Genomic DNA, 20240 nt, shown 5'->3' with positions numbered 1-20240 from the left:
TCAGTTCTCCAGTACGCTCAGCAGGCCAAGGGGCAGGGGCACGTCCATTACGCGGTCGAACAGCCAGTAGAGAAAGACGCTCATGCCGACCACCACGATGGCACTGTGCAGCCAGCGACCGCCGTACAACCGGGCCATGGGCACACCGACCAGCATGGCGCTGAGAATGAAGCCCAAAGGCTCGAAGGTGGCGGCGAAAACAACCAGCAGGCCAACGCAGGCGGCAATCTTGGTCAGGGTTTCGCGGTCCAGTTCCGGTTCGTCGTCCTTGCGCACGATGGGCGTCGGGCGAAACACCAGGTACAGCAGGCCAAGGCTCATCAGGCCGAGCATCAGCAGCGGGTAGGCGCGTGGGCCGACCGGCTCATAGGAAAACGCCGCCTGGTAGGGCAAGGCCATCACGGCCAGGGCGGCGCACACCGCCAGCAGGGCCAGGGCGAAGATGCGTTGTAGGATCATTGCAGAGTCCTCGTTGAACGCGGACCCTGTGGGAGCGGGCTTGCCCGCGAACACCGGCAACGCCGGTGCCATTCACCGCGGTGCTTGCTTCGCGGGCAAGCCCGCTCCCACAGGTATCTGAGAAAGGTTGTGGATGACTTACTGAATCAGGCCAAATTCCTTGGCCAATGCCTTGTAGTCAGCCACTTGCTTCTTCACATAGCCGTCCAGCTCTTCGCCGGTCATGGCGAACGGGAACAGCTCGCGCTGGTCACGCAGCTTGGCGAAGTCTTCCGAGGCCAGCATCTTGTCGAACGAAGCTTTCCACCAGGCGTAGTCCTCGTCGCTCACCTTTGGCCCCAGGTAGAAACCGCGTACCACCGGCCAGACAATGTCGTAGCCCTGTTCCTTGGCCGTGGGGATGTCTTTCATCTCGGGCTCGTCCAGGCGGTTTTCCGAGAACACCGCTAGGATGCGCATGTTGCCGCTCTGGATATGCGGCATGGAGTCGGAGATGTCGGTCGAGCCAACCTGGATATGGCCACCCAGCAACGCCGTGGCAATTTCGCCACCGCCTTCCAGAGCCACGTAGCGCAGGTCACGCGGGTTGATGCCGGCAGCCTTGGCGATCAGGGCGGTCTGCATCCAGTCCTGGCTGCCCACGGTGCCGCCAGAGCCGATCACCACTTTGCTCGGGTCTTTCTTCAGCGCCGCGACCAGGTCGTCGAGGGTTTTGTAAGGGGAGTCGCTTTTCACCGCGATGGCGCCGTAGCTGGTACCGACAGCGGCCAGCCACTTCACCGCGTTCTCGTCAAAGCGGCCGAACTTGCCTTGTGCCAGGTTCAGCAGCGAACCACTGGACCAGGCCACCAGGGTGCCGGCATCGGCCGGGCGCTGGGCGACCACGGCGTTGTAGGCCACCGCGCCGACACCGCCAGGCATGTAGGTGACGCGCATCGGCTTGCTGAGGATCTTTTCCTGCACCAGGGCGCTTTGCACCAGCTTGCAGGTCAGGTCGAAGCCACCACCGGGCGAGGCGGGGGCGATGCATTCGGGGCGTTTCGGTTCGGCAGCGAGGGCATTGCCGGCCAACAGCAGGCAGCCGGTAGCGAGGACGAGGCGGCGCAGTGAAAAGGTCATCGTCTATCTCCGTGAGCGTTGTTGTTATTGGGTTACCACAGGGCGACGCTGTAGCTCACCAGCAGCCGCACTTCGTCCGCGTCACGGGCGAAGTTGGAGCGGAAGGTGGCGTTGCGCAGGCGCACGGCGACGTTCTTCAACGGGCCGCTTTGTACCACGTACTTGAGCTCGGTGTTGCGTTCCCACTCCTTGCCCTCGCCGCCGGCGGCGCGGCTGACGTTGTCGCCGCTGATGTAGCGGGTCATGAAGGTCAGGCCGGGCACGCCGAGGGCGGCGAAGTTGTAGTCGTAGCGCGCTTGCCAGGAGCGCTCGTCGGCGCCGGCGAAGTCGTTGATCTGGACGAAGTTGACCAGGTACGGGTCGGCACCATCGACATACGGGAAGGCGCTGTCCCCTGACAGCTGCTGCCAGGCGGCGCTGACCTTGTGCCCGCCCAGGGCGTAGCTGAGCATGCCGTTGACGGTGGTGTTGTCGATGTTGCCCGCCTTGGCCGCACCGGCGTCGTCGCTCACGGCCAGGCGCAGGTCGGCGCCGAAGGTGCCCGGGCCCCACGGCTGGGTGGCGACCATGCCGATGAAGTGCTGGCGGTAGATATCGTCGAGCTGGGCGAAGTGATAGCTGCCGGTGATGCGGTCGGTGAACTGGTAGTCCAGCCCGCCCAGGGCCAGGTTGTCGGCGCTGAAGCTGCCACCGAAGCGGCCGTTCTTGTTGTTCAGCGCCAGGTCTTCCCAGTTGGTGTCGTTGCGGTCCTTGGCCTTGTCCAGGCGACCGCCAGTGAAGGTCAGGCCCTTGATTTCCTTCGAGGTGAGCAGGCCGCCTTCGAACGTTTGCGGCAGGATGCGCCCGTCGTTGGGCTGCAGGGTTGGCAGCTCGGGGATCAGGGTGCCGATCTTCAGTTCGGTCTGGGAAATCTTCACCTTGCCGGTCAGGCCGAGCTTGGAATATTCGTCGGCGGCCTTGCCATCATCGTGGGTCGGCAACAGGCCGGTGTCGGTGCGGTCGGGGCTGGAATCGAGCTTGATGCCGAGCATGCCCAGTGCATCCAGGCCAAAGCCTACGGTGCCATCGGTGTAGCCGGACTCGAAGTTGAGGATGAAGCCCTGGGCCCACTCGTCGCGCTTGGATTGCTGCGCGCTGGTGCCGTCGCGGAAGTCGCGGTTGAAGTACATGTTGCGGGTTTCGAAGGTGGCCGTGCTGTCTTCGAAGAAGGCGGCCTGGCTCATCGGGGCGACACCGGCAAGCGCAAGGGCGCTGGCGATGGCGGAGGGGCGTGCGGCAAAGGAACGGGTAGGCGCGAACGCCTGCGGCTGCGATGACAGCATCGTCGATGACTCCGTTTATTGTTCTTATTCGTTGCACCTTGCTGGTGCTTTTTTCGGCGCGAAGGGCGACCGTGGTGCGATGCTAGGTAACGAACCTTTCGCTAACCTTTCAGCGTGAAAGGTTTGTTACAAGGGGCTTCACAGGCTTGGCGACAGCGGTACACTCCGCGCCAACCGCCCCACCCGAGCAGGGAGAATCCGATGCGTGTGCTGCTGGTCGAAGACCATCTGCAACTGGCCGAAAGCGTGGCCCAGGCCTTGAAAAGCCACGGCCTTACCGTGGATGTGCTGCATGACGGCGTGGCTGCCGACCTGGCTCTGGCCAGCGAGGAATACGCCGTGGCCGTGCTGGATGTCGGCTTGCCGCGCATGGATGGCTTCGAGGTGCTGGCGCGCCTGCGCGGCCGTGGCAAGACTGTCCCGGTGCTGATGCTGACCGCGCGCAGCGACGTCAAGGACCGGGTTCATGGCCTGAACCTGGGGGCAGACGACTACCTGGCCAAACCGTTCGAGCTGACCGAGCTGGAAGCGCGGGTGAAGGCGTTGCTGCGCCGCAGTGTGCTCGGTGGCGAGCGCCAGCAACGTTGCGGGCCGCTGGTTTACGACCTGGATACCCGGCGCTTTGTCCTTGGCGACGACAACCTGACCCTGACGTCACGCGAGCAAAGCGTGCTGGAAGCGCTGATCGCACGCCCTGGTCGGGTGATGAGCAAGGAGCAACTGGCTGCCCAGGTGTTCGGCCTGGATGAAGAAGCCAGCCCGGATGCCATCGAAATCTATATCCACCGGCTGCGCAAAAAGCTCGACGGCCACCCGGTGGCCATTGTCACCTTCCGTGGGCTGGGCTATCTGCTAGAGCACCGCGATGCGTGACAACGGCAGCTTGCGCGGGCGCCTGCTGGGCAACCTGGCCCTGCTGCTGGTGGTGCTGATGCTGGCCAGCGGCCTGAGCGCCTACTGGAATGGCCGTGAGGCCGCCGATACCGCTTACGACCGCACCCTGCTGGCCTCGGCGCGCACCATTGCCGCTGGCCTGTCGCAGCGTGACGGCTCGCTGAGCGCGGATGTGCCTTACGTGGCGTTGGACACGTTCGCCTACGACAGCGCCGGGCGCATCTACTACCAGGTGCTGGACATCAAGCAGCGGCTGATTTCCGGCTACGAGAACCTGCCACCGCCGCCGCCCGGCACGCCGCGCACTGATGATTACCCGGCGCTTGCGCGGTTCTACAACGCCACCTACCTGGGCCAGGACGTGCGGGTGGTCAGCCTGCTGAAGGCAGTGACCGAGCCGAACATGAACGGCATGGCGGAAATCCGCGTGGCCGAGACGGAGGAGGCGCGGGTGCGCATGGCCCGTGGGCTGATGGCCGACACCCTGTTGCGCCTGGGTATGCTGGCGCTGGGCGCGTTGGTGATGGTGTGGTTTGCCGTGAGTGCGGCGTTGCGGCCGCTGGAACGCCTGCGCACGGCGGTGGAAGAGCGCCAGCCAGATGACTTGCGGGCCTTGCCGGTGGTGCAGGTGCAGCGTGAGCTCGGCCCGCTGGTGCGAGCGTTGAACCACTTTACCGAGCGCCTGCGCGGCCAGTTCGAGCGCCAGGCGCAGTTCATTGCCGATGCCGCCCATGAGTTGCGTACGCCGCTGGCTGCCTTGAAGGCGCGGGTGGAGCTGGGCCTTCGCTCGTCCGAGCCGCAAGAGTGGCGGCAGACGCTGGAATCTGCGGCGCAAGGCACTGACCGCCTGACCCACCTGGCTAACCAGCTGTTGTCGTTGGCACGGGTGGAGAACGGAGCGCGGGCAATTGCCGAGGGCGGCGCGCAGCGCCTGGACCTGAGCCAGCTGGCCCGTGAGCTGGGCATGGCTATGGCCCCGTTGGCACACAAGCGCGGCGTTGCGCTGGCCCTGGAGGCCGAGGCGCCTGTGTGGCTGAAGGGTGAGCCGACGCTGCTCAACGAGCTGTTGAGCAACTTGGTGGACAATGCCCTGGCGCACACGCCAGAAGGTGGCAATGTGATCTTGCGGGTGGTGGCGCCGGCGGTGCTGGAGGTGGAAGACGACGGGCCGGGCATTCCCGAGGCTGAGCGTGAGCGGGTGTTCGAGCGGTTCTACCGGCGCAGTGCGCAAGGGAGCGGGCTTGGGCTGGCGATTGTTGGTGAGATCTGCCGGGCGCACCTGGCGCAGGTAAGCCTGCATGATGGCGAGAACGGCGGGCTGCGGGTGCGGGTGAGTTTTATAGCAGATTGATGTGTTGCTGTTCTGGCCCTATCGCCGGCAAGCCAGCTCCCACAGGTGCTGCACAGGTCTCAAGGCCTGTGCAGCACCTGTGGGAGCTGGCTTGCCGGCGATAGGGCCAGAACAGGCTGAAGCAAGTCAGCGGAACATGCTCCGCGCTTCAAGCAGTTCATCCACTTCCAGTTCAGTGCCAAACGGCAGCCCCAGGTGGCGGTACGCCGGCAGCGCAGCCAGTGGCCGATGCCGCCCGCGCTGGCTGATGCAGCGGGCGATCTGCACGATATCGATGTAATCGACCTTGTCAGTCTGCCGGTCCAGGTCCTGAACCTGGCTGGGCAGGTTGACCAGTTGCTCCGGAAACTCCCAGGCCTTGAGGATCTTGTCCCCCAGCACCGGCTGGATCTGCTCGATCACGTAATGCAGGCAAACCGGGTCGGACAGCAGTTCGTTGTGCTCTTCGGCGTAGATGAGTACCGGCAGTGCGCCAATCTGGTTGACCAGCCCGCCCAAGGTAGCCTGGTCGGGCTTGAGGTGCGTGTAGCGCCTGCAGATTTCGTAGCTGATACCCGCAACTTCCAGGCTGTTGGCCCAGATGTCGCGCAGTTTTTGTTCAACGGTCGGCGCGCGGGCATGGAAAATCTGCTCGATCACCAGACCAATGGCCAGGTTGCAGCTGTAATTGATGCCCAGCCGCGTGATGGCAGTGTGCAGGTCGGTGACCTCGACCGCTGCACGCAGCAGCGGGCTGTTGACGACCTTGATCAGGCGCGCAGAAAGGGCCGCATCGCGACCGATTACCTTGCTCAGGGCCGCTACGCTGATCTCGCTGTCTTCCGCTGCCTCGCGGATGCTCAAGGCAACCTCGGGCAGGGTCGGCAGGACCAGGTCATCCTTTTCGATGGCATCGAGCAACTGTGCTTGAACCATCTCGGCCAGCTTGTTCATGGGCGTGTCTACCGCAGTGGTGGTGCGGCCCCGCCACAGGGGCGGGGCAGGCTGGTCAGCGCTGGATTTCCCGGTCGCGGTCCAGTTCGTAAGGCAGGGTCAGCACTTGCAGGCGCGGGCCTTCCAGGCTGCCCAGGTGCAGGTTGTCGTCCTCCACTGCCTCGGCGCTGAGCACCGCAAGCAGTTCACAGCCTGCGCCGTTGCCAGCAGCAATGACCACTTCACCGACCGACGAACCATGGGTGGGCGAGAATATCTCGGCACCCGGGGCAGGAATGGCCTGCTGGTCCAGTGCCAGGCGGTACTGGCGACGCTTGAGCTTGCCCAGGTACTGCATGCGGGCGACGATTTCCTGGCCGGTGTAGCAGCCTTTCTTGAAGCTGACACCATCGACCGCTTGCAGGTTGATCATCTGCGGGATGAACAGCTCACGGGTCGGCCCCATGACCTGGCCGATACCGGCGCGAACCTGCCCAAGCAGCCAGTCGTTGAGACTGCCCTCGGGCAGGGCGCCGGCGAGCGCCTGGCGCACGGTGTCGGCGTTGTCTGCCGGCACCCACAGTTCTACGCGGCCTGCAGAAACGGCAATGGCAATCAGGCCCTCATGGCGCACGGTGCTGCCGGCAGCTGCGGGCACGTCGAGCCCCAGCGCCTGCAGCGCAGCGTCGCCACCTTGCAGGCCAAAGCGTGCCCAGGCGGCGCTTTCGTCGGTCAGCGTGGCCTTGGAGAACACGGCGTACTTCTTCAGGTCGGCCAGTTGCGCATCGAGCAGTTCACTGGCCATGGCCAGCAGGTAGCCGTTGCCTTCGGGCAGGATGCGGAAGCTGGACTGCATGCGCCCCTTGACCATGCAGCGGGCGCCGAGGCTGGCGTGTTCCTGGCTGAGGTAGTTGATGTTGCAGGTCAGCTGGCCTTGCAGGAACTTGCCTGCATCGGAGCCGCGGACGGCGAGGATGCCCTCGTGGGACAGGGGGCAGAAGAAAGCGGAATCGGCCATGGGTCATCGCGGTGGCTAAAGACTGGCGGCCATCATAGAACGCCAGTAACAAAATAGGTAGGTGACTAGACCAACGCCCGGTGTCGCATCGCTCGCCTGGCTGTATACTGGCGGGCCATTCGAGGAGGGCCCCATGGTCGAACAAACTGAACTCAACCGGCTTTTCTGGCACAGCCGCCGTGGCATGCTGGAACTGGACGTGCTGCTGGTGCCTTTCACCCAGGAAGTCTACCCCACCCTCAACGAGGCCGACCGCGAACTGTACGTGCGTCTGTTGAGCTGCGAGGATCAGGACATGTTCGGCTGGTTCATGGAGCGCACCGAGTCTGAAGACCCGGAGCTGCAGCGCATGGTTCGCATCATTCTGGACCGTGTCCAGCCCAAGTGAGTGCTTCGAGTGCCGCTGGCAAGGCTCACGCCTGCTGCTAGCGGCCTATCTGGTGTGCCAGGTACTGGCGTGGCTTGCCGTGTGGGCGAGCCCGCTGCCCGGGTGGCTGGCCCTTTCTGTTATCGCCGTCTGTATTGCCCACGCTGGCTGGGCCATTCCCCGACGTATCTTGTTGACGCATGAGCATGCCGTGGTTGGCTTGCGCCGTGATGTGCGCGGCTGGCAGGTGCTCAGCCGTGCCCGTGGCTGGCAGCCGGTGCGCTTGTGCCGGGACAGCGTGGCGTTGCCGGGGCTGGTGGTGTTGCGCTTCGAGCGGGTGGGGCGGTGGCTGGGGGAGAGCCAGTGCATACCGCGCGATGCGTTGGGGGCGGATGAGCATCGGCGCTTGCGGGTAAGGTTGAAGTTCAGCAGGCGCAGGTGGGCCGAGGTGGGGGCGAGTCAGGGCTGACAGGTGTTCGCCGTGGCAGGTTCAGCGCCTGTAAGATCGAGCGCCGCCCGCGCGGCGCATCGCGAGCAAGCTCGCTCCTACGTTTGTTTCTGGCCAGTAACGCCTGTGGCGGGCGCGCGCGACCGCCTTGTTTGTACGGCGCGATATCGTGTCATGCGCCAAGGCGTCCGCGCGCAAATCCCACAGGTAAAACTGGCCCGAAACAGATGTAGGAGCGAGCTTGCTCGCGATGCGCCGCGCGGGCGGCGCTCGATCTCGCAGACGCTACAGCTCTCAGAGTGGACTAAGGATGGTGTCCTTGGCCTCGTCCAGCATCCCCGGGTAGTCCAGGGTGTAATGCAGCCCACGGCTTTCCTTGCGCTGCATGGCCGACAGGATCATCAACTCGGCCACCTGCGCCAGGTTGCGCAGTTCGATCAGGTCGCGGCTGACCTTGTAGTTGCTGTAGAACTCGTCAATTTCATCCAGCAGCAGGCGAATGCGATGCTGCGCGCGTTGCAGGCGTTTGCTGGTGCGCACGATGCCGACATAGTCCCACATGAAACGCCGCAGTTCGTCCCAGTTGTGCGCAATGATCACGTCTTCGTCCGAGTCGGTCACCTGGCTGGCGTCCCAACCCGGCAGGGCCTTGGGCATGGCCACTGCCTCCAGGTTCGCCTGGATGTCGGCAGCGGCGGCCCGGCCATAGACGAAGCATTCCAGCAATGAGTTGCTGGCCATGCGGTTGGCGCCGTGCAGGCCGGTGAAGCTGGTTTCGCCAATCGCGTACAAGCCCGGTACGTCGGTGTGGCCACGGTCGTCGACCATCACCCCGCCGCAGGTGTAGTGCGCGGCAGGCACCACCGGGATCGGCTGGCGGGTGATGTCGATGCCAAATGCCAGGCAGCGCTCGTACACGGTGGGGAAGTGGCTCTTGATGAAATCGGCCGGCTTGTGGGTGATGTCCAGGTAGACGCAGTCCACGCCCAGGCGCTTCATCTCATGGTCGATGGCGCGGGCCACGATGTCGCGCGGGGCCAGTTCTTCGCGTGGGTCGAAGCGCGGCATGAAACGTTCGCCGTTGGGCAGGCGCAGCAGCGCGCCTTCGCCGCGCAGGGCTTCGGTGACCAGGAAGCTCTTGGCCTGCGGGTGGTACAGGCAGGTCGGGTGGAACTGGTTGAACTCAAGGTTGGCCACCCGGCAACCCGCCCGCCAAGCCATGGCGATACCGTCACCGCAAGCGCCATCGGGGTTGCTGGTATAGAGGTAGACCTTGGCCGCACCACCGGTGGCCAGCACGGTGAAGCGTGCGCCGAAGGTATCTACCTCGCCGGTATTGCGGTTTAACACATAGGCGCCCAGGCAGCGTTCGCCAGGCAGGCCCAAGCGGCGTTCGGTGATCAGGTCGACCGCTACACGCTGCTCCAGCAGCTGGAGGTTCGGGCGCAGGCGAGCCTGTTCCAGCAGCGTGGTGAAAATGGCCGCGCCGGTCGCATCGGCGGCGTGGATGATGCGCCGGTGGCTATGGCCCCCCTCACGGGTGAGATGAAACTCGAAACCGCCGTCATCAACGCTGTAGTGCTCGTCGCGGGTAAAGGGCACGCCTTGCTCGATCAGCCATTGAATGGCTTCCCGGCTGTGCTCGACGGTAAAGCGCACCGCCTCTTCGTTGCACAGGCCGCCGCCGGCATTGAGGGTGTCCTCGACATGCGACTGCACGGTATCGGTGTTGTCGAGCACCGCAGCGACCCCGCCCTGGGCCCAGAAGGTCGAGCCGTTGGCCAGGTCGCCCTTGCTGAGCACGGCAACGCGCAGGTGGCTGGGAAGGTTAAGTGCCAGGCTGAGACCGGCGGCACCGCTGCCGATCACCAGGACATCATGTTGGAATTGTTGGCTCATGTCGGGACACTAGTAATCTTTGGAAGGGGCGCGGCACAATAGTCACGCGCAGATGGCATTGTGAAACTATCGTTAAACTTGGCCGGGATGCCTTTATAGCAGCCCGGGGTGGCCAATTTCCATGCCACTTGCCAGGTTGCGGCAACCTTTGTGGGAACTTTCCGACATGGCCGGAAATCCTATGAAGGCTGCCCGCACGCCACAATTTGCCGCGGCGACGCAGGGCGGCAGGCCTGTCCGGGCTGTCTCTGCGTATTCGAAACCTGATTATCGACGTAGCCGGCCGTGACCGCGCCGCGTCTTCCGTGCAAGCCGACCAAGGGCTGCAGGAAACTTGCTTGGAGGGGAGAACTTTTGCGTAAAGCCCGAGTCTATGGTTGCAAGCCTGAACGATGGCTGTTGCAACGCTCCTTCGAGTTCACTGAGGAGTGTTCATGCTAACCCAGGAAGAGGATCAGCAGCTTGTCGAGCGTGTTCAGCGCGGTGACAGGCGAGCGTTCGATCTGTTGGTGCTGAAGTATCAGCACAAGATTCTCGGGTTGATCGTGCGGTTCGTTCACGATACCCACGAGGCCCAGGATGTGGCGCAGGAAGCCTTTATCAAGGCCTACCGTGCGCTTGGCAATTTTCGCGGTGACAGTGCGTTTTATACCTGGCTGTACCGTATCGCCATCAACACGGCGAAGAATTACCTGGTGTCCCGTGGAAGACGGCCGCCAGACAGTGATGTGAGCTCCGAGGATGCGGAGTTTTACGACGGCGATCATGGCCTCAAGGATCTCGAGTCCCCAGAGCGCTCGTTGTTGCGGGATGAAATCGAAGGCACCGTCCATCGCACCATCCAGCAACTGCCCGAAGACCTGCGCACGGCGTTGACCCTGCGCGAGTTCGACGGACTGAGTTACGAAGACATTGCCAGTGTCATGCAATGTCCGGTGGGTACCGTGCGCTCTCGAATCTTCCGCGCTCGGGAGGCCATAGACAAAGCCCTGCAGCCGTTGTTGCAGGAAACCTGAGACAGCGGCGACAGCCAAGAGAGGAACCGCCATGAGTCGTGAAGCTTTGCAGGAATCGCTGTCCGCGGTGATGGATAACGAAGCGGACGAACTGGAATTGCGTCGGGTGTTGAACGCCGTCGACGATGCCGAAACCCGTGCCACCTGGTCGCGTTACCAGGTTGCCCGTGCAGCCATGCACAAGGAGCTGCTGCTGCCTAACCTGGATATCGCCTCGGCGGTGTCTGCTGCGCTGGCTGACGAAGCGGTGCCGGCCAAGGTCAAGAAAGGCCCGTGGCGCAGCATCGGTCGCCTGGCTGTAGCAGCTTCGGTCACCGTTGCGGTGCTCGCCGGTGTACGTATGTACAACCAGGACGAAATCACCGGTGCCGAGCTTGCAGCCCAGCAGCCTGCCCAGCAAGGCCTGAGCGTGCCACAAGCACAAGGCCCGGCCGTTTTGGCAGGCTATAGTGAGAGCAGTGAGCAACCGACCGGGCCAATGGCCAACGGCGTGCTGCAGAACCAGGCCGGCTGGGATCAGCGTCTGCCAGGCTACCTGCGCCAGCATGCCCAGGAATCTGCGCTCAAGGGCACTGAAACCGCATTGCCTTATGCCCGCGCTGCCAGCCTGGAAAACCGTTAAGTAAGGAGGATCATGCGCGCGCTACCTCTCCTGTCGCTGCTGATTGGCAGCTGCATGACGGTGCCAGCATTGGCGGCCAATTCCTCGCCCCAGGCGAGTGAGTGGCTGAACAAGCTGGCACAGGCCGAGCAAAAGCAGAGCTACCAAGGCTCTTTCGTCTACGAACGCAACGGCAGCTTCTCTTCCCACGACATCTGGCACCGGGTCGAGGACGGCAAGGTCAGCGAGCGGCTGCTGCAGCTCGATGGCGCCGCCCAGGAAATCGTGCGTGTGGATGGGAAGGTGGAGTGTGTCAGTGGGGCCTTGGTCAGCAGTGTCGCGGCACCGCCAGACACCGCGCCGCGTGTGCTTGATCCGCTGAAACTGATGGGCTGGTACGATTTGAGCGTGGCGGGCAAGTCACGGGTCGCCGGGCGCGACGCCGTGATCGTGACGCTCACGCCCCGCGACCAGCACCGCTATGCCTTCGAACTGCACCTGGACCGTAATACCGGCCTGCCACTGCGCTCGTTGATGCTCAACGACAAAGGGCAGTTGCTGGAGCGCTTCCAGATGACCCGCCTCGATACCGACGAGCCGCCTGGCGACGATGACTTGCGCCCCAGCGCTGCCTGCAAGCCTGTGCAGCATGGCGCGCCCGTCAGCAATGACAGCGTTGCTGGCTGGCGCTCGGACTGGCTGCCACCCGGGTTCGAGCTGGTCAACAGCTCGGTGCGCCGCGACCCCAAACACAACAGTTCGGTCAGCAGCCTGATGTATGACGATGGCCTCGCACGTTTTTCCGTGTTCCTCGAACCGGTGAACGATGACGGCGGCACCGACATGCGCACCCAGCTCGGCCCGACTTCGGCTGTTTCGCGTCGCCTCAATACGCCAAAGGGCAAGGTGATGGTGACCGTGGTGGGCGAAATTCCGCTCGGTACGGCAGAACGCGTCGCTTTGTCGATGCGCCCTCAGGATGCCCAGGCGCGCCAGTGATGGCGCGCGTTTGCGGGCCGTGCCAAGGCAGGCGGACATACGGCTGAAATGAAATTAAAGCATTGTCATTTGCAATCCATCGGCAAATTTTCTATAGGTCAGGCTTTCAGGAGCCTGGCCTTTCCTGCTTTGTGCAGGGGTCTTTCTAAACTACCGCTCGTTGTGACGGGAGCCGTATGTCAATACCACGCTTGAAATCCTACCTAACGATGTTCGCCGCCGTGCTGATGCTTGGCCAGGTGCTCACCGCCCAGGCCGAGGAAGCCCTGCCGGACTTCACCACCCTGGTCGAGCAGGCCTCGCCGGCCGTGGTCAACATCAGTACCAAGCAGAAGCTGCCTGACCGCGTCGCCGCCGGGCAGATGCCGGACCTGGAAGGCCTGCCGCCGATGTTCCGCGAGTTCTTCGAGCGCAACATGCCGCAGCAGCCGCGTTCGCCGCGTGGTGACCGCCAGCGCGAGGCGCAGTCGTTGGGCTCGGGCTTCATCATTTCCAGCGATGGCTACGTGCTGACCAACAACCATGTGGTGGCCGATGCCGACGAGATCATCGTCCGCCTGTCGGACCGCAGCGAGCTGCAGGCCAAACTGGTCGGCACCGACCCGCGCACCGACGTGGCCCTGCTCAAGGTCGAAGGCAAGAACCTGCCGACGGTCAAGCTGGGTGACTCCGAGAAGCTCAAGGTGGGCGAATGGGTACTGGCCATCGGTTCGCCGTTCGGCTTCGACCATTCGGTGACCAAAGGTATCGTCAGCGCCAAGGGCCGTACCTTGCCAAACGACACCTATGTACCGTTCATCCAGACCGACGTGGCCATCAACCCGGGTAACTCCGGTGGCCCGCTGTTCAACATGAAGGGCGAAGTGGTGGGTATCAACTCGCAGATCTTCACCCGCTCCGGTGGCTTCATGGGCCTGTCGTTCGCCATCCCGATCGATGTGGCGATCGATGTCTCCAACCAGCTGAAGAAAGACGGCAAGGTCAGCCGCGGCTGGCTGGGCGTGGTCATCCAGGAGGTCAACAAGGACCTGGCGGAATCCTTCGGCCTGGACAAACCGGCCGGTGCCCTGGTGGCCCAGGTGCTGGAAAACGGCCCGGCAGCCAAGGGCGGCCTGCAGGTGGGCGACGTGATCCTGAGCATGAACGGCCAGCCAATCGTCATGTCGGCCGACCTGCCACACCTGGTTGGCGGCCTCAAGGATGGCGAGAAGGCCAAGCTGGAAATCATCCGCAACGGCAAGCGCCAGACCCTGGACATCAGCGTCGGCGCGCTGCCGGACGATGATGCCGACATCGGCACCGGTGCCGATGGCAGTGCCGAGCGCAGCAGTAACCGTCTGGGCGTATCGGTCGCCGACCTGACCGCCGAGCAGAAGAAATCCCTGGAGCTCAAAGGCGGTGTGGTCATCAAGGAAGTGCAGGATGGCCCGGCAGCGCTGATCGGCCTGCGTCCGGGTGATGTCATCAGCCACCTGAACAACCAGGCCATCGGTTCGGCCAAAGAGTTCACCGAAATCGCCAAGGAGCTGCCGAAGAACCGTTCGGTGTCGATGCGCGTGCTGCGTCAGGGCCGTGCCAGCTTCATCACCTTCAAGCTCGCTGAATAAGCGGCCTGGCAAGGGAGAAAGGGCAGCTACGGCTGCCCTTTTTCATGATTATTCACAATTGGACGGTGGATTGCTGTGTACAGTCGGACAGAGGAATCTCCCATATCCCGGCAGCTTGAGGTACAATTCCCGGCTATTTTTCGGCGGGCGTCCGGCTCGCAGCCTTTTCGAGTGTTGACCCGTGAGTGATTTGAGTCATATCCGCAATTTCTCCATCATCGCCCACATCGACCATGGCAAGTCGACGCTGGCCGACCGTTTCATCCAGATGTGCGGTGGCCTGTCGGCACGCGAAATGGAAGCCCAGGTGCTTGACTCCATGGACCTGGAGCGTGAACGCGGTATCACCATCAAGGCCCACAGCGTCACGCTTCACTACAAGGCGCAAGACGGCAAGACCTACCAGCTGAACTTCATCGACACCCCCGGCCACGTCGACTTCACCTATGAAGTCTCGCGCTCGCTGGCGGCCTGTGAAGGTGCGCTGCTGGTCGTCGACGCCGGCCAGGGCGTAGAGGCCCAGTCCGTGGCCAACTGCTACACCGCCATCGAGCAGGGCCTGGAGGTCATGCCGGTGCTGAACAAGATGGACCTGCCCCAGGCCGACCCGGACCGCGTCAAGGACGAGATCGAGAAGATCATCGGCATCGATGCTACCGACGCCGTGGCCTGCAGTGCCAAAAGCGGCATGGGCGTGGACGAGGTGCTCGAGCGCCTGGTGCACTCCATTCCTGCACCCGAGGGCGAGATCGATGCGCCGCTGCAAGCGCTGATCATCGACTCCTGGTTCGACAACTACCTGGGCGTGGTCTCGCTGGTGCGCGTGCGCCAGGGCCGCGTCAAGAAGGGTGACAAGATCCTGGTCAAGTCCACCGGCAAGGTGCACCTGGTCGACAGCGTGGGTGTATTCACCCCGAAGCACACCCAGACCGCAGACCTGAAAGCCGGCGAAGTAGGCTTCATCATCGCCAGCATCAAGGACATTCACGGTGCCCCTGTGGGTGACACCCTGACCCTGTCCTCGACCCCTGAGGTCGAAGTGCTGCCAGGCTTCAAGAAGATCCAGCCGCAGGTTTACGCCGGCCTGTTCCCGGTCAGCTCCGACGATTTCGAAGACTTCCGCGACGCCCTGCAGAAGCTGACCCTGAACGACTCGTCGCTGCAGTACATGCCGGAAAGCTCTGACGCCCTGGGCTTCGGCTTCCGTTGCGGCTTCCTTGGCATGCTGCACATGGAGATCATCCAGGAGCGCCTGGAGCGCGAATACGACCTGGACCTGATCACCACCGCACCTAGCGTGATCTATGAGCTGGAGCTGAAAACCGGCGAAACCATCGTTGTCGACAACCCGTCGAAGCTGCCAGACGTATCGGCTGTCGCTGACTTCCGCGAGCCGATCGTCACCGCGACCATTCTGGTACCGCAAGAGCACCTGGGTAACGTCATCACCCTGTGCATCGAGAAGCGTGGCGTGCAGCGCGACATGCAGTTCCTCGGCAGCCAGGTTCAGGTGCGTTACGACATGCCGATGAACGAAGTGGTACTGGACTTCTTCGACCGCCTCAAGTCCACCAGCCGCGGCTATGCTTCGCTGGACTATCATTTCGACCGCTACCAGTCGGCCAACCTGGTCAAGCTGGATGTGCTGATCAACGGCGACAAGGTCGATGCTTTGGCATTGATCGTGCACCGCGACAACGCGGCCTACAAAGGCCGTGCGTTGACCGAAAAGATGAAGGAACTGATCCCTCGGCAGATGTTCGACGTGGCGATCCAGGCAGCTATCGGCGGCCAGATCATTGCGCGGACAACCGTCAAGGCGCTCAGAAAGAACGTACTGGCCAAGTGCTACGGTGGTGACGTCAGCCGTAAGAAGAAACTGCTGGAGAAGCAGAAGGCCGGTAAGAAACGCATGAAACAGGTGGGCAACGTGGAGATTCCACAAGAAGCCTTCCTCGCCGTGCTCAGGTTGGATAGCTAGGTCCTATGTCGCTAAATTTCCCGCTGTTGCTAGTCATCGCCGTCTTCGTCTGCGGTCTGCTGGGCTTGATCGACCTGCTGTTCCTGGCCCCGCGCCGGCGCGCAGCAATCGCCAACTACCAGGGCAGCGTCAGCCAGCCCGAGATGGCCGTGGTCGAGCGCCTGAACAAGGAGCCGCTGCTGGTCGAGTACGGCAAGTCGTTCTTTCCGGTGCTGTTCATCGTGCTGGTGCTGCGCTCGTTCCTGGTCGAGCCGTTCCAGATCCCTTCGGGGTCGATGAAACCGACCCTGGAAGTGGGCGATTTCATCCTGGTGAACAAGTTCTCGTACGGCATTCGTTTGCCGGTGATCGACAAGAAGGTCATCGAGGTCGGTGACCCGCAACGCGGTGATGTAATGGTGTTCCGCTACCCGAGCGACCCGAACGTCAACTACATCAAGCGTGTGGTTGGCTTGCCGGGTGATGTGGTTCGCTACACCAACGACAAGCGGCTGTTCGTCAACGGCCAGCCGATTGCCGAACAACTGGTGGGCACCGAGCCAGGTACCTTGGGCAGCGCCGAGCTGTACAAGGAAAAACTCGGCGAGGCCGAACACCTGATCCGCAAGGAAATGAGCCGTTATCGCATGCCGCCGGACCAGCAATGGACCGTGCCGGCAGGCCATTACTTCATGATGGGCGACAACCGCGACAATTCCAACGACAGCCGTTTCTGGGATGACCCGAACATTCCCAAGGAGCTGCACGGCATGGTTCCGGACCGGAACATCGTCGGCAAGGCCTTTGCGGTGTGGATGAGCTGGCCAGAGCCCAAACTCAGCCACCTGCCCAACCTGTCGCGGGTTGGCCTGATCCATTGATACCCATCGGCGCTGTCCAGCAGACAGCGCCGAATGCATTTCTGACATAGGCTGTGTTCTCAGGGATCGGGAGATTCGCCGCACATCGCGTGGCGAACCACAGCCAAACAGTCTTTCAGGATGTTGATTTGAACAACGCGTTGAACAACGAACGGGTGGCCGCATGAGTGCTTCCCTTGCCCGTCTGGAGCGAAAGCTCGGTTATACCTTCAAGAACCAGGACCAGATGCTCCTGGCGCTGACCCATCGCAGCTATGCCGGGCGCAACAACGAGCGCCTGGAGTTTCTCGGTGACGCCATTCTCAACTTCGTCGCCGGCGAAGCGCTTTTCGAGCGTTTCCCGCAGGCCCGTGAAGGCCAGCTGTCGCGCCTGCGTGCGCGGCTGGTCAAGGGCGAAACCCTGGCCCGGCTGGCCCGTGGTTTCGACCTGGGCGAATACTTGCGCCTGGGTTCGGGCGAGCTCAAGAGCGGCGGTTTTCGCCGCGAGTCGATCCTGGCCGACGCCCTGGAGGCACTGATCGGTGCCATCTACCTGGACGCCGATATGGAAACCGCACGGGAGCGCGTCCTGGCCTGGCTTGCCGATGAGTTCGAGGGCTTGACCCTGGTCGATACCAACAAGGACCCGAAAACCCGCCTGCAAGAGTTTCTGCAGTCGCGCAGCTGTGAGCTGCCGCGCTACGAAGTGGTGGATATCCAGGGTGAACCGCACTGCCGTACGTTCTTCGTCGAATGCGAAGTGGTGCTGCTGAACAACAAGAGCCGTGGTCAGGGTGTTAGCCGGCGTATTGCCGAGCAAGTCGCTGCCGCGTCTGCACTGATCGCCCTGGGCGTGGAGAATGGCAATGACTGATAACAACCCGACCCGCTGCGGCTACGTCGCCATTGTCGGCCGCCCCAACGTCGGCAAGTCGACCTTGCTCAACCACATCCTCGGCCAGAAGCTGGCGATTACTTCGCGCAAGCCGCAGACCACCCGACACAACATGCTCGGCATCAAGACCGAGGGTGACGTGCAGGCGATCTACGTCGATACCCCGGGTATGCACAAGGCCAACGACAAGGCCCTGAACCGCTACATGAACCGCAACGCCTCGGCGGCCCTGAAGGACGTCGACGTGGTGATTTTCGTGGTCGACCGCACCAAGTGGACCGACGAGGACCAACTGGTGCTGGAGCGTGTGCAGTACGTGACTGGCCCGCTGATCATCGCGGTCAACAAGACCGACCGCATGGAAGAGAAGGCCGAGTTGATTCCGCACCTGCAGTGGCTGCAGGAGCAACTGCCGAACGCCGAGGTGATGCCGATCTCTGCGCAGCAGGGTCACAACCTCGAAGCGCTGGAAGCACAGATCGCCAAGCACCTGCCTGAAAACGATCACTTCTTCCCGGAAGACCAGATCACTGACCGCAGCAGCCGTTTCCTGGCCGCCGAACTGGTGCGCGAGAAGATCATGCGCCAGCTGGGTGCGGAGCTGCCGTATCAGATCACCGTGGAGATCGAGGAATTCAAGCAACAGGGCCATGTGCTGCACATTCACGCGCTGATTCTGGTCGAGCGTGATGGCCAGAAGAAAATCATCATTGGCGACAAGGGCGAGCGCATCAAGCGCATTGGCTCCGAGGCACGCAAGGACATGGAAGTGCTGTTCGACTCCAAGGTCATGCTCAACCTCTGGGTCAAGGTGAAAGGTGGCTGGTCCGACGACGAGCGCGCCCTGCGTTCGCTGGGTTACGGCGACCTCTAAGGCTCGCACGGTCCCTGTAGGAGCGGCCTTGTGTCGCGATAGGGCCGCACAGCGGCCCCAGATTTTCAGCTTCACAGCATAAATCGCCGGGGCTGCTGTGCAGCCCTATCGCGACACAAGGCCGCTCCTACAAGGGCCAGTGCAACCCTGGGGCAAGTAACTTCCATGGAACAACCCGTCGGCCAGCCAGCCTATGTGCTGCACAGCCGTGCCTACAAGGAAACCAGCGCGCTGGTAGACTTCTTCACCCCGCAGGGCCGCATGCGCGCTGTACTGCGCCGTGCGCGCGGCAAGGGCGGCAGCCTGGTGCGGCCGTTCGTGCCGCTGGAGGTGGAGCTGCGCGGGCGTGGCGAGCTGAAGAATGTCGGTCGCATGGACAGCGCCGGAATTGCGGCCTGGCTACACGGTGATGCCCTGTTCAGCGGCTTGTACCTCAACGAGCTGCTCATGCGCCTGCTGCCGGCTGAAGCGCCGTTCCCGGCCCTGTTCGAGCATTACACATTGACCCTGCAAGCCTTGGCTGCCGGGCGCCCGCTGGAGCCGCTGCTGCGTTCGTTCGAATGGCGGCTGCTGGACGAGCTCGGTTATGCGTTTTCCTTGAACCATGACGTCAACGACCACCCCGTCGTGGCCGACGGCCTTTACCGCTTGCGCGTGGATGCCGGTCTGGAGCGGGTCGAGCTGGTACAACCCGGCCTGTTCCGCGGCACCGAGCTCATGGCCCTGGCCGAAGCCGATTGGAACGCCCCGGGCGCCTTGCTCGCCGCCAAGCGCCTGATGCGCCAGGCATTGGCCGTTCACCTGGGCGCAAAACCGCTGGTCAGCCGGGAACTGTTTCGCAAGCGCTGATCACGACGTATGCTGTGGGGCTCAATCTTCAGGAGAGCCTTTCGTGACTCACAGCAACCGCATGCTTCTTGGCGTAAACATCGACCACGTGGCGACCCTGCGCCAGGCCCGGGGCACGCGTTACCCTGATCCGGTCAAGGCTGCCCTGGACGCCGAAGAGGCGGGCGCCGATGGCATCACCGTGCACCTGCGCGAAGACCGCCGGCACATCCAGGAGCGTGACGTGGTGCTGCTCAAGGATGTGCTGCAGACGCGCATGAACTTCGAGATGGGTGTCACCGAAGAGATGATGGCCTTTGCCGAGAAGATCCGCCCGGCGCACATTTGCCTGGTCCCCGAAACCCGTCAGGAGCTGACCACCGAAGGTGGCCTGGACGTGGCCGGGCAAGAGGCGCGAATCAAGGCAGCTGTGGAGCGCCTGTCGCGCACCGGTGCCGAGGTGTCGCTGTTCATCGATGCTGACGAGCGGCAGATCGAGGCTTCACGCCGCGTAGGCGCGCCGGCCATCGAGCTGCACACCGGGCGTTACGCCGATGCCGAAACCCCGACTGAAGTGGCTGAGGAACTCAAGCGTATCGTCGATGGCGTGGCCTTTGGCGTGGGGCAGGGGCTGATCGTCAATGCCGGTCACGGGCTGCATTACCACAACGTCGAGGCGGTGGCGGCGATCAAGGGTATCAATGAGCTGAACATTGGCCATGCGCTGGTGGCGCATGCACTGTTTGTTGGTTTCAAGGCTGCCGTGGCCGAGATGAAGGCGCTGATCGTGGCGGCTTCGCGCTGATTTGAT

At 63.0% G+C, this 20240-nt stretch carries 20 protein-coding genes; 14 read left to right on the top strand and 6 right to left on the bottom strand.

The window, feature by feature from the left end; genetic code table 11:
- From QQ992_RS22705 to QQ992_RS22695, 3 genes are all read right to left on the bottom strand, one after another.
- Nucleotides 1-459 (bottom strand): tripartite tricarboxylate transporter TctB family protein, encoded by a 459-nt coding sequence (locus tag QQ992_RS22705; RefSeq protein WP_060497932.1) that lies wholly within the window; start codon nucleotides 457-459, stop codon nucleotides 1-3.
- A gap of 138 nt (nucleotides 460-597) precedes the next feature.
- The gene (locus QQ992_RS22700) at nucleotides 598-1578 is read right to left on the bottom strand and encodes a Bug family tripartite tricarboxylate transporter substrate binding protein (protein ID WP_003252023.1); all 981 of its coding nucleotides are present in this window, start codon (nucleotides 1576-1578) and stop codon (nucleotides 598-600) included.
- Nucleotides 1579-1610: 32 nt separating this feature from the next.
- The gene (locus QQ992_RS22695) at nucleotides 1611-2900 is read right to left on the bottom strand and encodes an OprD family porin (protein WP_016713687.1); all 1290 of its coding nucleotides are present in this window, start codon (nucleotides 2898-2900) and stop codon (nucleotides 1611-1613) included.
- Between the two features lie 201 nt (nucleotides 2901-3101).
- On the opposite strand from QQ992_RS22695, the gene QQ992_RS22690 reads away from it, so the two are divergent.
- Nucleotides 3102-3773 (top strand): response regulator, encoded by a 672-nt coding sequence (locus QQ992_RS22690; RefSeq protein ID WP_286111122.1) that lies wholly within the window; start codon nucleotides 3102-3104, stop codon nucleotides 3771-3773.
- Nucleotides 3766-5145, top strand: coding sequence for a sensor histidine kinase (locus QQ992_RS22685; RefSeq protein WP_060497929.1), 1380 nt, complete (start codon nucleotides 3766-3768; stop codon nucleotides 5143-5145). The genes QQ992_RS22690 and QQ992_RS22685 overlap by 8 nt, the downstream gene beginning before the upstream one ends.
- 126 nt (nucleotides 5146-5271) lie before the next feature.
- Here the strand turns inward: QQ992_RS22685 and QQ992_RS22680 are convergent, their stop codons facing one another.
- Nucleotides 5272-6078, bottom strand: coding sequence for an HDOD domain-containing protein (locus tag QQ992_RS22680; RefSeq protein WP_286111121.1), 807 nt, complete (start codon nucleotides 6076-6078; stop codon nucleotides 5272-5274).
- A 55-nt stretch (nucleotides 6079-6133) separates the two neighbouring features.
- Nucleotides 6134-7075, bottom strand: a complete 942-nt coding sequence (gene ygfZ, locus QQ992_RS22675) for a CAF17-like 4Fe-4S cluster assembly/insertion protein YgfZ (protein ID WP_286111120.1) — start codon at nucleotides 7073-7075, stop codon at nucleotides 6134-6136.
- A gap of 133 nt (nucleotides 7076-7208) precedes the next feature.
- Between ygfZ and QQ992_RS22670 the strand changes: the two genes are divergently transcribed.
- Together QQ992_RS22670 and QQ992_RS22665 are read left to right on the top strand one after the other, a co-directional pair.
- Nucleotides 7209-7463, top strand: a complete 255-nt coding sequence (locus tag QQ992_RS22670) for an FAD assembly factor SdhE (protein WP_009684770.1) — start codon at nucleotides 7209-7211, stop codon at nucleotides 7461-7463.
- Nucleotides 7447-7911 (top strand): protein YgfX, encoded by a 465-nt coding sequence (locus QQ992_RS22665; RefSeq protein WP_286111119.1) that lies wholly within the window; start codon nucleotides 7447-7449, stop codon nucleotides 7909-7911. Before QQ992_RS22670 ends, QQ992_RS22665 begins: the two co-directional genes overlap by 17 nt.
- A gap of 273 nt (nucleotides 7912-8184) precedes the next feature.
- On the opposite strand, the gene nadB is transcribed toward QQ992_RS22665, so the two are convergent.
- Entirely contained in the window at nucleotides 8185-9789 is a 1605-nt protein-coding gene (nadB, locus tag QQ992_RS22660) for an L-aspartate oxidase (RefSeq protein WP_286111118.1), read from the bottom strand.
- 434 nt (nucleotides 9790-10223) lie between these two features.
- On the opposite strand from nadB, the gene rpoE reads away from it, so the two are divergent.
- The 10 genes from rpoE to pdxJ all read left to right on the top strand — a co-directional run bounded on the left by rpoE (nucleotide 10224) and on the right by pdxJ (nucleotide 20234).
- Complete coding sequence (gene rpoE, locus QQ992_RS22655) at nucleotides 10224-10805, top strand: RNA polymerase sigma factor RpoE/AlgU (RefSeq protein WP_003252049.1); 582 nt, start codon at nucleotides 10224-10226, stop codon at nucleotides 10803-10805.
- A 31-nt stretch (nucleotides 10806-10836) separates the two neighbouring features.
- Complete coding sequence (locus tag QQ992_RS22650; RefSeq protein WP_015271600.1) at nucleotides 10837-11427, top strand: sigma-E factor negative regulatory protein; 591 nt, start codon at nucleotides 10837-10839, stop codon at nucleotides 11425-11427.
- A gap of 12 nt (nucleotides 11428-11439) precedes the next feature.
- The gene (locus tag QQ992_RS22645) at nucleotides 11440-12405 is read left to right on the top strand and encodes a MucB/RseB C-terminal domain-containing protein (RefSeq protein ID WP_286111117.1); all 966 of its coding nucleotides are present in this window, start codon (nucleotides 11440-11442) and stop codon (nucleotides 12403-12405) included.
- A 209-nt stretch (nucleotides 12406-12614) separates the two neighbouring features.
- On the top strand, nucleotides 12615-14012 hold the full coding sequence (locus QQ992_RS22640) for a DegQ family serine endoprotease (RefSeq protein ID WP_371920893.1): 1398 nt from the start codon (nucleotides 12615-12617) through the stop codon (nucleotides 14010-14012).
- Nucleotides 14013-14193: 181 nt separating this feature from the next.
- Complete coding sequence (lepA, locus tag QQ992_RS22635; protein WP_025754588.1) at nucleotides 14194-15993, top strand: translation elongation factor 4; 1800 nt, start codon at nucleotides 14194-14196, stop codon at nucleotides 15991-15993.
- Nucleotides 15994-15998: 5 nt separating this feature from the next.
- Nucleotides 15999-16853: a signal peptidase I gene (gene lepB, locus QQ992_RS22630; RefSeq protein WP_016713698.1), complete on the top strand. Its 855-nt coding sequence runs from the start codon at nucleotides 15999-16001 to the stop codon at nucleotides 16851-16853.
- 163 nt (nucleotides 16854-17016) lie between these two features.
- Nucleotides 17017-17706, top strand: coding sequence for a ribonuclease III (gene rnc / locus QQ992_RS22625; protein WP_016713699.1), 690 nt, complete (start codon nucleotides 17017-17019; stop codon nucleotides 17704-17706).
- Entirely contained in the window at nucleotides 17699-18601 is a 903-nt protein-coding gene (gene era, locus QQ992_RS22620) for a GTPase Era (protein ID WP_016498176.1), read from the top strand. Before rnc ends, era begins: the two co-directional genes overlap by 8 nt.
- A 165-nt stretch (nucleotides 18602-18766) precedes the next feature.
- Nucleotides 18767-19450 carry a DNA repair protein RecO gene (gene recO, locus QQ992_RS22615; RefSeq protein WP_286111113.1) on the top strand — a complete coding sequence of 228 codons (684 nt, stop codon included), beginning with the start codon at nucleotides 18767-18769 and terminating at the stop codon, nucleotides 19448-19450.
- Nucleotides 19451-19511: 61 nt separating this feature from the next.
- Nucleotides 19512-20234, top strand: coding sequence for a pyridoxine 5'-phosphate synthase (gene pdxJ / locus QQ992_RS22610; protein ID WP_153670549.1), 723 nt, complete (start codon nucleotides 19512-19514; stop codon nucleotides 20232-20234).
- The last annotated feature ends 6 nt before the right edge of the window (nucleotides 20235-20240 follow it).

The organism is Pseudomonas kurunegalensis (assembly GCF_030291635.1).
GTDB lineage: Bacteria > Pseudomonadota > Gammaproteobacteria > Pseudomonadales > Pseudomonadaceae > Aquipseudomonas > Aquipseudomonas monteilii.
This window is presented reverse-complemented; position numbering and strand designations above follow the sequence as displayed.